This is a genomic window from Actinospineispora acaciae DSM 45401, assembly GCF_000620785.1.
Lineage (GTDB): Bacteria > Actinomycetota > Actinomycetes > Mycobacteriales > Pseudonocardiaceae > Pseudonocardia > Pseudonocardia acaciae.
The window spans coordinates 90,925-101,625 of the sequence record NZ_JIAI01000011.1; the positions used below are offsets into that span (position 1 = coordinate 90,925).

Consider the following 10,701-nt stretch of genomic DNA (forward strand, 5'->3'; position numbering starts at 1 on the left):
TGTCATTCGGTCTGGCGAGAGGCCAGGTAGTCGTTCAGCGGCACCGCCTGGGCGAGTGCGAGGTCACGCCACCCTAGATGCTGAGTGATCAAGTCTGGATCCTCGATCAGCTCGGCGCCGTGGAACGTGTAGTCGTCGTTGTAGTACATCCGCCACACGTCGTGATCGTCGAACAGCCAGTAGTCATGGTGGGGCAGCCCGGCCGGCCACTCTCGCTCGGATATGGCGATGATCCGAATATCGCTTCCGGCGGCGGCTAGCTCCGGGTACACACTGAGTTCGAACCGTGTGTAGTCGGTCGGTGGCTCGACAACTAACCGAACCCTGGTCATGGTCCGCCCGGCGTCCGCCTGAGCGCGCAGCTTGGGAATCGGAAACGACAGGTCGAGACCGTGCGGTTGGCCGGCTAGGAACCTGGCCATCGCCGCATCCTCCTCCGGGTCCGAGTAAATCTGCTGGGCTTCAAACCGGTAGGCCAGCTTGGTATATCCGGTGAACAGCGCGCCCCACTCGGCCATGTCGTGGTCGTTCTGCTTGGGGAACAGCCAGCGGCTCACAAGCCAACTCCCCACCTGCCGGCGACGAACGTCTCGATCTCGGCGCCGAGTTCGGTTCGGCCGTGTGCGGTCAGGACCAGTGCGGCCGCCCGAAGCACCGTCTCAGTCGGGATGGCCACGCCGGCCTCGTCCTCGCCGAGGTGCAGCAGTTGGGCAGTCGCGTCCTCGTCCAGTCGTTTGCCCTGGCCAACCATCATTCCGGGGTCTTCGTCCAGATACATGGCCGGGCAGTCTTGAACGCGCAAGGAGTCTGCGGCCTTGCAGAGACGGGTGAGCTTCATGGAGTACCAACCTTGGTGAAGTTGGGGGTCGAGCTACTCATCCTGCACTTCTAGATTGACTTTCGCAAGGAGAAGAATAATATTCTCGACATGACCGAAGCCTCAGGCGGCGAGCCTGTGACGGGTGACCCGACGGACAGGTGGGAGACGGCGGAGCTGATCGCGGCGTTGGATCCCCGGATCGCGGCGCGGATGCTCGCGCAGCACCCTGCGGAGGGGTACTGCTGGCGCTGTCGGACGGATGCGCCGTGTTCGTCGCGCATCCTTGGGCAGGCGGTGAACCGGGCGGCGCTGCGGCGGATGAACCCTGGCTGAAACGGGGTCGACGGGCGGTGGTTCGTCGGTCAGGGTGATCTCGTGGCGGACTACGAGGTGGACGACGACCCTGGGCGGATCGATCTTGACGCGGTGTGCGCGTTCCTGCGGACCGAGGCGTACTGGGCGCGGTGGCGGTCGGACGAGGTGATCAGGGCGCAGGTGCGCGTGGCGTGGCGGGTGGTGGGGGCGTACGGGCCGGACGGGGCGCAGGTCGGGTTCGCCCGAGGGGTGTCCGACGGGTACTCGCTGGCCTACCTGGCGGACGTGTACGTGCTCGACGAGCACCGGGGGCACGGGCTGGGCAAGCGGATCGTCCGGAAGATGATCGACGAGGGGCCGGGCGCGAAGTTCCGCTGGTCGCTGCACACCGCCGACGCGCATGGCCTGTACGCGCAGTTCGGCTTCGCCGCGCCGGACACGACGTACCTGGAACGCCCGGGCACCCCCGGTACCTGACGCGTCAGGCGGTGGCGCCGGCGGCGCGGGCTATGGACATGACGTACTCGCCGTAGCGGGAGCCGGCGAGCTTGGCGCCGAGGGCGTAGCAGGCGTCGGCGTCGATGTAGCCCATGCTCAGCGCGATCTCTTCCAGGCAGGCGATGCGGATGCCCTGGCGGTGTTCGAGGACCTGGACGTACTGGCTGGCCTCGATCAGCGAGTCGTGGGTGCCGGTGTCCAGCCAGGCGAAGCCTCGGCCCAGGTCGATCAGCCTGGCGGTGCCGCGTTCGAGGTACGCGCGGTTGACGTCGGTGATCTCCAGCTCGCCCCGGGCGGACGGGCGGATCTGCTTGGCGATCTCCAGCACGTCGTTGTCGTAGAGGTACAGGCCGGTGATCGCCCGGTTGGAGCGCGGGCGCGCGGGCTTCTCCTCGATCGAGATGAGCCGGCCGTCGGCGTCGGCCTCGCCCACCCCGTAGCGGCCGGGTTCCTTGACCGGGTAGCCGAACAGCACGCAGCCGTCCAGCTCGGCGATGCTGCGGCGGAGCTGGGCGGGGAAGCCGGGGCCGTGGAAGATGTTGTCGCCGAGCACCAGGGCGGCGGAGTCGCCGCCCACGTGGTCGGCGCCGATCAGGAACGCCTCGGCCAGGCCGTTGGGCTGCGGCTGCTCGGCGTAGGACAGGTTCAGCCCGAGCTCCTCGCCGGTGCCGAGCAGGCGCTCGAACTGTGGCAGGTCGGTCGGGGTGGAGATGACCAGGATGTCCCGGATGCCGCCGAACATCAGCACGGACAGCGGGTAGTAGATCATCGGCTTGTCGTAGACCGGCAGGAGCTGCTTGGACACCGCGTTGGTGATCGGGTGTAGCCGGCTGCCGGCGCCCCCGGCCAACACGATGCCCTTCACGTTCACTCACCCTAGGTGGTGCGGACACCCGGGGTCAGCGGGCGGCGTCGGCGGTGAGGTGGGCGGCCAGGGTGCGGAGTTCGGCGCGCAGTTGGTCGGGCTCGTGCACGGTGAAGCGCCAGCCGAGGCCGGCGAGCATCCGGGCCAGGCCGTCCAGGCGCTGGGCGCGGGAGCGCAGCAGAGTGCCGTCCGGGTGGGGTTCGAGGGTGCCGGCGGTGCGGGGCAGGCGGGCGCGGACCTCGTCGGGCGGGGCGTGCAGCACGATGGTGACCGCTGTCGCCCACGGGACCTCGGAGATGCCGGCCATCACGGTGCCCACCGGGTCGAAGCCCTCGGGCGGTGGGGTGCCGGCGCCGATCGGGTCGGCGGAGGCGATCCGGTCCAGGCGGAAGGTGCGCACGCCGTCCCGGCGGTGGTCGTGGCCGGTGACGTACCACCGGCCGGAGTGGAATACCAGTCCGAACGGGTCCAGCTCGCGCTCGCTGGCCTCGCCGCGCCAGGAGGTGTACGCGATGCGGACGCGGTGGTGGTCGCGGGCGGCCTCGCCGAGGGTGAGCAGCACGTGCGAGTCGGGCGCGGCCGGCTGGCGGGTACGCATGGAGAAGCCGAGCGTCTCGGCCACCGCCCTGGTCCGTTCCCGCAGCTCGTCGGGGAGCACCCGGTCGATCTTGGCTCGGGCGCTGGCCAGGGAGGTGGCCGCCGCGTGCAGGCCGGTCCGCTCGGCGGCCAGTAGTCCGAGCACGACCGCGACGGCCTCGTCGCGGGTGAGCATCAGCGGGGGCAGCTTGTAGCCGGGCATCAGCCGGTATCCGCCGTACTTTCCCCGGTTAGCGAGCACCGGCACGCCGAGGCCGTCCAGGGTCGCGACCAGCCGGCGGACGGTGCGGGCGTCGACCTCGAGGCGGGCGGCGAGCTGCGGGCCGGTCAGGCCGGGGTGGGCCTGGAGCAGTTCGAGCAGGGCGAGCACGCGGGCGGCGGACATGTTCGGAGATTCTGCCCGCGAATCAGGGCGAGATTCGTCCTGTTTTGGGGATAGCGTTCCTCTTATGACGACATTCGTGCTGGTACCAGGGTTCTGGTTGGGGTCGTGGGCGTGGGACGAGGTGGCCGCGCGGCTGCGTGCGGACGGCCACGAGGTGGTCGCGGTGACCCCGGGCGGCGTGGCCGAACGCGCCGCCGAGCGCGACGCCACCATCGAGTCGCAGGTCGCCGACCTGGTCGCCCTGCTGCGCGAGCACCGCGACGTGGTGCTGGTCGGGCACAGCGGGGCCGGCGTGGTGATCGCGGCCGCCGCCGAGCGGGCCAGGGACCGGGTCGCGCGGCTGGTGTACGTGGACACCGGGCCGCTGCCCGAGGGCATGGCGCAGATCGACTTCGTGCCGCCCGAGGTTGCGGACTGGACCAGGGCGCAGATCGCCGCGAACGACGGCCGGCAGCCGATGCCGACCAGGGAGCAGTTCGAGAAGAACGGGGCGAGCACGGCCGGGATCGACGACGAGACGTTCGCCCGGGTGCACGCGCGGAGCACGCCGGAGCCCGGCGGTGTCGTGACCGGGACGGCGCGGCGCGCCACGCCGGACCCGACGCTGCCCAAGACGGTGATCGCGTGCAGCTTCACCGAGGCGGACGCGCGGGGCGCCGTCGCCGCGGGCGTGGTGGGGTTCGGCGAGATGGGCGGGCCGGAGTGGTCGTTCGTGGAGCTGCCGACCGGTCACTGGCCGATGTTCTCCAGGCCGGTGGAGCTGGCCGAACGGCTGCTGGCGATCTCCGAGGACGGCTGAGGTGGCACGCTGGGCGGCGTGAGCGGCGTCGACCTGCACCTTGGTGCGATCGGGGACGGCGGGAAGGGCCGGTCGCTGGAGGCCGCGCTGCGCGAGGCGGTGCGGTCCGGGCGGCTCGTGGCGGGAACCCGGCTGCCGGGCACCCGGGGGCTGGCCGCCGACCTGGGGCTGTCCAGGGGGACGGTGGTGGCGGCGTACACCCAGTTGGTGGCGGAGGGGTGGCTGGTCGGCGTCCCCGGCTCCGGCACTCGGGTGGCCGACGTGCCTTTTGGTGTCGGGCACGGGGAGTCGACCACCGCCGTCTCGACCGCGCCCACGCCGCCGTCGCCGCCGGATGTTGATCTCCGACCGGGGCGTCCGGATCTCAGCTCGTTCCCGCGTACGGCGTGGGCGTCCAGCGTGCGGCGGGCGCTCTCGGCGGCGTCGAACGACGCGCTGGACTACGGCGACGACGCCGGCCTGCCGGTGCTGCGGGCGGCCCTCGCCGACTACGTGTCGCGGACAAGGGGGGTCGCGGCCGACGCGGGGTCCGTGCTGGTCACGGGCGGGTTCATGCACGCGCTGGGGCTGCTCGCCCGCGCGCTCGGCGGGCTGGGCGTGCGGGCGGTGGCCACCGAGGACCCCGGCCTGGCCAGGCACCGCGAGCTGATCACCGCCGCCGGGCTCGCGGCCGTACCCCTGACGGTCGGTCGAGACGGCGCCGACCCAGGCGAGCTCACGTCACGGGCCGGCGCGGCGCTGCTCACCCCGGCGCACCAGCACCCGCGCGGCGTGGTGCTGGCCCCGGACCGGCGCGCGGCGTTCGTGGCCTGGGCGCGTCGGCGCGACGGCTACCTGATCGAGGACGACTACGACGGCGAGTTCCGCTACGACCAGCAGCCCGTCGGGGCGATGCAGGCGCTGGCCCCGGATCGGGTGGTGTACGCGGGCAGCGCCAGCAAGGCGTTGGCGCCGGGCGTGCGGCTGGGCTGGCTGGTCGTCCCGCCGGCGCTGCGCGGGCCGCTGCTGGAGGCGATCGCCGAGACCGGCACCTCGGTACCCGCCATCGACCAGCTCGCGCTCGCGGACCTGATCGCCCGGGGCGACTACGACCGGCACATCCGCCGCGTCCGGCTGATGTACCGTCGCCGCCGCGCCGAGCTGGCCCAGCGGCTGGCCACCGTGACCCCGACCGGCCTGGACGGGGTGGCGGCCGGGTTGCACGCGCTGCTGCCGCTCGCCTCAGCGGACCGCGAGCGCGAGCTGGTCGACGCCGCCGCCCGGGACGGGATCCGGCTGCACGGGCTGCACACCGCCGGCTACTGGCACCGGCCAGGCCCTGAGCGCCCCGCCGCGCTGATCATCGGGTACGCCACGCCGCCGCCGCACGCCTGGCGCCGGAGCCTGGACGCGCTCGCCGCGGTCGTCGGCCGGGTGGCGGGTCAGACGGTCGCCACCAGGAACTCCTCCGCGCGCGACGGCGGCCGAAGCCCGTCCGCCCGGCCGGCGAAGTAGCGCTCGGCGAGGTCGTCCGCCGACACGTGGCTGACCTCGCCGAAGCCGGCCTCGCGGGCCAGCGCCAGCATCTCCTCCGGCGCGAAGTGGCTCAGGAACGGCGTCCCGGCCGCCCGCGCGGCGCTCGCCACCGCCTGGCGCACCGGGCGGTCCGCCGCGTCGGCCAGCTCCAGCGGGAGCATGAACGACAACGCCAGCGTCGACCCGGGGGCGAGCGCCGCGGCCCGCCGCAGCAGGTCCATGACGGCATCCCTGGTCAGATACATGATCACGCCGGTGCACGCGACCACGGCCGGCCGGCCTGCGTCGAAGCCGGCGTCGGCCAGCGGTCCCGTCCAGTCCCCGTCCTTCTCGAAGTCGACGGGCACCAGCCGCAACCACTCCGGGACTCCGTACCCCAGCTCGACCAGGCGCCGCCGCTTCCAGTCCTGGTGCCCGGGCTGGTCGATCTCGAAGACCCTCGGCCGCCCGGCGGCCTCCGCCCTGCGTTGGGCGAACGTGTCCAGCCCGGCGCCGAGGATGACGTACTGGTCGGCCGCCCGCTCGATCACCAGGTCCTCGATGAATCGGGCGCGCGCCACGATGCTCGCCCGGAAGCTCTTCGTGGCCTCGGGATCCATGTCCGGCCGTTCGCGCCAGCCGTCCTCCGGGTCCGCCAGCCGCAGGCCCACCTCGTCCTCGAACACGTGCGGCGGCGGGTCGATCTGGACGTGCAGCGCGCGCCACAGCGCAACCCGCACCGCCGTGCTGTCCGCCTGATCCAGCATGCCGTCAGTCCTTGAGCGGAGCCTGCAGGCTCCAGATCCGGCCGTCGGGGTCGCGGACGGTCATCTCCCTGGTCCCGTAGTGGGTCTCCTCGAACTCCGTGACCACGTCGACGTCGGCCTTGAACGCGTCGGCGTCGGCCACCTTCAGCAGGAGCTGCACCTGTGGCGTCCGGTGCTCGGGAACCTCGGCGACGATCAGGTACGGCCCGCCGGCGGCGTTGCGCACCATCGAGGAACCGCCCTCGCTGGTGAACTCCACCTCGTACCCGAGCGCCTTCAGGAACCCGGCCGTCTTGCCCCAGTTGTGCGTCTCCAGGTAGACGCCCTCGACGCCCTCGGTCGCCATGTTCAGGACTCCTCCTCGTTCGATCGCCGTTGCTGCCCGTGGGCGTCGTCGAGGTACCCGCGCAGCGCTTCGGCGACCAATGCCGAAAGGGAAAGCCCCTCCTCGATGGCGTGATGCTTGACCTGTTTGATCAGCTCCACCGGTAGGTACACGTTGAACTGCTTGACGTCCTCACTGCCCACTCGTCCGATGCTAGCACGCTAGGTCGCTAGCTCCTCCTCGGCGCGCGGCGGCCCCGCCGCCGCTCCAGCTCGTCCTCGGGCACCAGGGTCAGCATCGGCTCGCCGGGCACGCCCATCATGACCACCACGAACCGGCTCCATGCGTCCGCGAGATTGTTGGCGGCCTGATAGTGGATGACGTCGCCGCCCGGCTCCCAGAACGCTTCGCCCGCGCGGATGACCCGCTCCGGCTCGCCCTCCAGCTCGAAGATCATCTCTCCTTCGAGCATGTAGCCGAACACCGGGCCCGAGTGCCGGTGCGGCGGCGTGCCCGGGTCGCCCGGCGGCAGCTCGACCATCATGGTCATCACCTCGGCGCCGTCCGGGACGAACGGCGGCCGCTCGCACAACAGCGAGGTCAGGACGGTGTTGCTCAGGGGGGATGCGGTACTCATGCCGACCACGCTAAGCACGGCCCGGACCAGTCACCTAGACCAGTTGCGCTTTGGTTTGTTGTACCGGTTCAGCGGTAGTTGGTGAACTGCAGCGCGATCCCGAAGTCCTTCTCCTTGAGCAGCGCGATCACGCTCTGCAGGTGGTCCTTCTTCTTGCCGGACACCCGCAGCTGGTCGCCCTGGATCTGGGCCTGCACGCCCTTCGGTCCCTCGTCCCGGACCGCCTTGGCGATCTGCTTGGCCTTGTCCGAGGCGATGCCCTGCACGATCGTCCCGGTGACCCGATGAATCCGCCCCGAAGGCTTCGGATCACCCACCTCGAACGCCTTCAGCGAGATCCCTCGCTTGATCAGCTTCTCCTTGAACACCTCGACCGCGGCCCGGCACCGCTCCTCGGTCTCCGCCTCGATGCTGATCCCGTCCTCGCCGGCCCAGCTCACCCCCGCCCCGGTCCCCCTGAAGTCGAACCGCTGCGACAGCTCCTTGGCCGCCTGGTTCAGTGCGTTGTCCACCTCCTGCCGGTCCACCTTGCTGACCACGTCGAACGAAGGGTCTGCCACCGTCTCCTCCTCCATGTCACGAACCCGGTGTGGCCGGCCCGGGCCACTGTCGTATCCTCTCTAACGCGCACACCCCCGGTGAGGCGCACCCTGGCAGGTTGCCCGAGCGGCCAAAGGGAGCGGACTGTAAATCCGTCGGCATCGCCTTCGAAGGTTCGAATCCTTCACCTGCCACACCAGCCGAGATCGGCCCTGACCAGCGCAAACGCAAAAGTTGGGGCCGATCTTGCTGTGTCCGGCCGGCACTGGCTGTCGATGGGGTTCGCGGCGAATTTCAGCCCTTGGTCGGCGACGTCCAGCGTTACCAGGACCAAGCTCGGTCTGGCGCGCCTGGACAAGGCCGAGCTCCGGCGAGGCGAACCTGATCGGCGCCGACCTCGGCGGGCCTACCTGGCGGGCGCCCTCGTGGGACAGGAGCGGCTCGACAGCGCCCGGATCACCCCCGTCGCTCGGATGCCGAACGACCCGCGGGGGTTCGGGGACCAGCTCGACGCCCTGGCCGCGCTACGCCGGCCAGGGTCCGGCCGCTGGCGTGCCAGCAAGCGCGGTGAACCCTGGTCCGGGGTAGCGATCGACCTCCTACTCGAGCATGGCGACCAGCTCGACGGTGCCACCGAGAAACAGTTCCGCGAGTCCGCCCGGTGCGCGCCCCTCCACGGTCGGCGTCGTTTCGCTCACGACGGAGGAGGACCTCCGCGACTTAGGGCGACTAGCTTGATTGCTGACATGCATAAGGCGTCCAATTTTGAGCGGTGGCAGAGTTTTTTGATCGCGTACAAATCGGGGTAGCTTTGTCAATATTGTTACCAATATCGAAGTCCACGGAGTCGCCCAATGTTGCGCTCGCGGCCATGCCGTTGACGCATCCCGGCGGGTCAATCGCCCGGATCCGACGATTACCGGAATCGTAGTATGCAAGCTCGTGATGGCGATCGCAAATGTTGGGGGCACTCTTGACAAGCCCGGTGGGGAGGTACCGATACTCGCTCTGTACGGATTTGATATTGGACAGCTTCCCGGGCGGGGCAGCGTTAGTGTTGTCTCTGTCTATACTTATACACTGGACGGCGTCTGTGCCCGGCGCATTTGTGCAGGTTTCCAGGCTGCCGCGAGTAGATTGAGACTTATGGTGAGTCGGCGACGTCAATTTTGAACCTTGCACGGGTACCGGTCGAGACTCGCTGGCGTACGCTCTCGCACTGAAAGTAAACGAGAGAATCGAAACAGATCCAAGTATCAGAACGACTGCGAGCAGTCTCTTGGTGACGACGAGCGCCGAGGGACACTCGCGCGAACCAAGCTTCGCACGCTCGCCGAGGATCTGCACGCCAGCAGCATCGGTGGGCACCATGCGCGCTACAGCGGAGCCGCCCCGCCGAGGTTTTGGCTTACGTTGCGGCGCGCCGTCGAGCCGTAGCACTGGCGCGAGCCTAGCGGCTACTCCTGCCCTAGCCTCGAGCCACAGTGCGCCCAGACTCGTAGGTAATAACATATCATCTCGCCCTTATATCGCGCCGCCAAGGGAATGGCGGGTCGTCGCGGGGAGGAAGCATGGCATACAGATGCGGCCGACGGGGGCCGTATGGTCAAATTTCCTAGCCACTACAAGCGGGGTCGGTACAAGTATCGCTTGCTCCACCTGAACAGTTGTTCGTTGTTGTCTCTGTGTCGTCTGTTACGGGCACCGACTCATCCCTACTCGAACTCGCGTTCGAGTATTTCGAAGGATTGCGGCGTGCCCACAAGCACGACTCAGGCGGTACGGGCAGCGTCATCGGGACGAGGTCGAGGCGCTGACCGTGTGGCCCGACAACCAGCAGCCGGTCCGCCGCGGCACCGGCGAAGGCTGGGCTAGATTCGCCTCATGCTCAGCACCGAGGACCTCGTCGCCGCCGCCCATCCGCTCATCAACGACATCGGGTCCGGGTTCTACTTCACGCCCGAGGCCCTTGCGGTGGGGAGGGAGTACGGGCTTGACGGGTACAGGTTCTACTTCTTGGGGCGCGGTGGTGTGCTCGGCGACGTTGAGCCGGCGGTGGTGGCCAGTGCTTTTGGGTACTTTCATCCGGCGTTGGTGGAGAGGATGTGGACCAGCGGGCTGGAGCGTTCCGGGCTGTCCGCCCGTCAGCTCGGGCAGATCTATCTTCGGTGTTGCCATGAGTTTGGACGGCGCCATCTCGGGCAGGTGAGCGGGCTCGACGCGTTCTGCGAGGCGGCGTCGGTGGTCAACTCGGTGAGCGACCGGGCGGGGCTCACCCTGTATGCCGCGATCGCCGCGCAGCCGTTGCCCTCGGATCTTCCGGCGCGGGCGGTGCAGCTGGCCGCGGTGTTGCGTGAGTTCCGGGGCAGCGCGCATCTGGTGGCGGTGACGGCCACCGACGGCATCGACCCGCTGGCCGCCCATGCCATCCGTCGACCGGAGTCGTGGACCCTGTTCGGCCATGATGAGGACAGCCGGCCTCAGGGGACGGCCCAGCGACACGCCGCGCTCATACACGCGGACACTCTCACCGACCGACTGGTCATGCCCGCGTTCGACGCGCTCGACGCGGACGCCCGCAACGCACTGCTCGACGGGCTCACCGCCATCCAGCGGGCGTTGCCTCAGCGCGCTACGGCCTCCCGGGGCTGACCGCGGC

At 69.8% G+C, this 10,701-nt stretch carries 14 protein-coding genes and 1 tRNA gene; 6 read left to right on the forward strand and 9 right to left on the reverse strand.

The genetic code is table 11. The features are described 5' to 3' along the window. Nucleotides 1-2: 2 nt before the first annotated feature. Together N912_RS0135730 and N912_RS0135735 are read right to left on the reverse strand one after the other, a co-directional pair. Nucleotides 3-557 (reverse strand): DUF6879 family protein, encoded by a 555-nt coding sequence (locus N912_RS0135730; RefSeq protein ID WP_051581272.1) that lies wholly within the window; start codon nt 555-557, stop codon nt 3-5. Further along, nucleotides 554-838: a hypothetical protein gene (locus N912_RS0135735; protein WP_028926201.1), complete on the reverse strand. Its 285-nt coding sequence runs from the start codon at nt 836-838 to the stop codon at nt 554-556. The genes N912_RS0135730 and N912_RS0135735 overlap by 4 nt, the downstream gene beginning before the upstream one ends. A gap of 90 nt (nt 839-928) precedes the next feature. Between N912_RS0135735 and N912_RS0135740 the strand changes: the two genes are divergently transcribed. After that, nucleotides 929-1,153 carry a hypothetical protein gene (locus N912_RS0135740; protein ID WP_037068354.1) on the forward strand — a complete coding sequence of 75 codons (225 nt, stop codon included), beginning with the start codon at nt 929-931 and terminating at the stop codon, nt 1,151-1,153. Nucleotides 1,154-1,195: 42 nt separating this feature from the next. Further along, nucleotides 1,196-1,612: a GNAT family N-acetyltransferase gene (locus tag N912_RS0135745; RefSeq protein WP_028926203.1), complete on the forward strand. Its 417-nt coding sequence runs from the start codon at nt 1,196-1,198 to the stop codon at nt 1,610-1,612. A gap of 4 nt (nt 1,613-1,616) precedes the next feature. On the opposite strand, the gene rfbA is transcribed toward N912_RS0135745, so the two are convergent. Continuing rightward, nucleotides 1,617-2,498, reverse strand: coding sequence for a glucose-1-phosphate thymidylyltransferase RfbA (gene rfbA, locus N912_RS0135750; RefSeq protein ID WP_028926204.1), 882 nt, complete (start codon nt 2,496-2,498; stop codon nt 1,617-1,619). A gap of 34 nt (nt 2,499-2,532) precedes the next feature. After that, nucleotides 2,533-3,480 (reverse strand): helix-turn-helix transcriptional regulator, encoded by a 948-nt coding sequence (locus N912_RS0135755; RefSeq protein WP_028926205.1) that lies wholly within the window; start codon nt 3,478-3,480, stop codon nt 2,533-2,535. Nucleotides 3,481-3,544: 64 nt separating this feature from the next. On the opposite strand from N912_RS0135755, the gene N912_RS0135760 reads away from it, so the two are divergent. Both N912_RS0135760 and pdxR read left to right on the forward strand, forming a co-directional pair. After that, on the forward strand, nt 3,545-4,279 hold the full coding sequence (locus N912_RS0135760; protein ID WP_028926206.1) for an alpha/beta fold hydrolase: 735 nt from the start codon (nt 3,545-3,547) through the stop codon (nt 4,277-4,279). A gap of 18 nt (nt 4,280-4,297) precedes the next feature. Further along, nucleotides 4,298-5,773: a MocR-like pyridoxine biosynthesis transcription factor PdxR gene (pdxR, locus tag N912_RS56730; protein WP_064745487.1), complete on the forward strand. Its 1,476-nt coding sequence runs from the start codon at nt 4,298-4,300 to the stop codon at nt 5,771-5,773. Here pdxR and N912_RS0135770 read toward each other — a convergent pair. The 5 genes from N912_RS0135770 to N912_RS0135790 all read right to left on the reverse strand — a co-directional run bounded on the left by N912_RS0135770 (nt 5,701) and on the right by N912_RS0135790 (nt 8,062). After that, complete coding sequence (locus N912_RS0135770) at nt 5,701-6,537, reverse strand: class I SAM-dependent methyltransferase (protein ID WP_211261525.1); 837 nt, start codon at nt 6,535-6,537, stop codon at nt 5,701-5,703. The two genes, pdxR and N912_RS0135770, sit on opposite strands and share 73 nt — an antisense overlap. Before the next feature lie 7 nt (nt 6,538-6,544). After that, nucleotides 6,545-6,886 (reverse strand): VOC family protein, encoded by a 342-nt coding sequence (locus N912_RS0135775; RefSeq protein WP_028926208.1) that lies wholly within the window; start codon nt 6,884-6,886, stop codon nt 6,545-6,547. Between the two features lie 2 nt (nt 6,887-6,888). After that, nucleotides 6,889-7,068, reverse strand: coding sequence for a ribbon-helix-helix protein, CopG family (locus N912_RS0135780; RefSeq protein ID WP_028926209.1), 180 nt, complete (start codon nt 7,066-7,068; stop codon nt 6,889-6,891). Between the two features lie 26 nt (nt 7,069-7,094). Continuing rightward, on the reverse strand, nt 7,095-7,502 hold the full coding sequence (locus tag N912_RS0135785) for a cupin domain-containing protein (protein ID WP_028926210.1): 408 nt from the start codon (nt 7,500-7,502) through the stop codon (nt 7,095-7,097). Nucleotides 7,503-7,570: 68 nt separating this feature from the next. Further along, on the reverse strand, nt 7,571-8,062 hold the full coding sequence (locus N912_RS0135790; protein ID WP_028926211.1) for a YajQ family cyclic di-GMP-binding protein: 492 nt from the start codon (nt 8,060-8,062) through the stop codon (nt 7,571-7,573). Between the two features lie 92 nt (nt 8,063-8,154). Here N912_RS0135790 and N912_RS0135795 point away from each other — a divergent pair. Together N912_RS0135795 and N912_RS61020 are read left to right on the forward strand one after the other, a co-directional pair. Beyond that, nucleotides 8,155-8,236, forward strand: a tRNA-Tyr gene (locus N912_RS0135795). A gap of 1,690 nt (nt 8,237-9,926) precedes the next feature. Further along, entirely contained in the window at nt 9,927-10,694 is a 768-nt protein-coding gene (locus tag N912_RS61020; protein WP_051581273.1) for an SCO6745 family protein, read from the forward strand. The last annotated feature ends 7 nt before the right edge of the window (nt 10,695-10,701 follow it).

Coding starts and splice junctions, on each gene's coding strand:
- N912_RS0135735 (WP_028926201.1), bottom strand. CDS start 838: ATGAAGCTCACCCGTCTCTGCAAGGCCGCAGACTCCTTGCGCGTTCAA.
- N912_RS0135740 (WP_037068354.1), top strand. CDS start 929: ATGACCGAAGCCTCAGGCGGCGAGCCTGTGACGGGTGACCCGACGGAC.
- N912_RS0135755 (WP_028926205.1), bottom strand. CDS start 3,480: ATGTCCGCCGCCCGCGTGCTCGCCCTGCTCGAACTGCTCCAGGCCCAC.
- N912_RS0135760 (WP_028926206.1), top strand. CDS start 3,545: ATGACGACATTCGTGCTGGTACCAGGGTTCTGGTTGGGGTCGTGGGCG.
- N912_RS0135775 (WP_028926208.1), bottom strand. CDS start 6,886: ATGGCGACCGAGGGCGTCGAGGGCGTCTACCTGGAGACGCACAACTGG.
- N912_RS0135785 (WP_028926210.1), bottom strand. CDS start 7,502: ATGAGTACCGCATCCCCCCTGAGCAACACCGTCCTGACCTCGCTGTTG.
- N912_RS61020 (WP_051581273.1), top strand. CDS start 9,927: ATGCTCAGCACCGAGGACCTCGTCGCCGCCGCCCATCCGCTCATCAAC.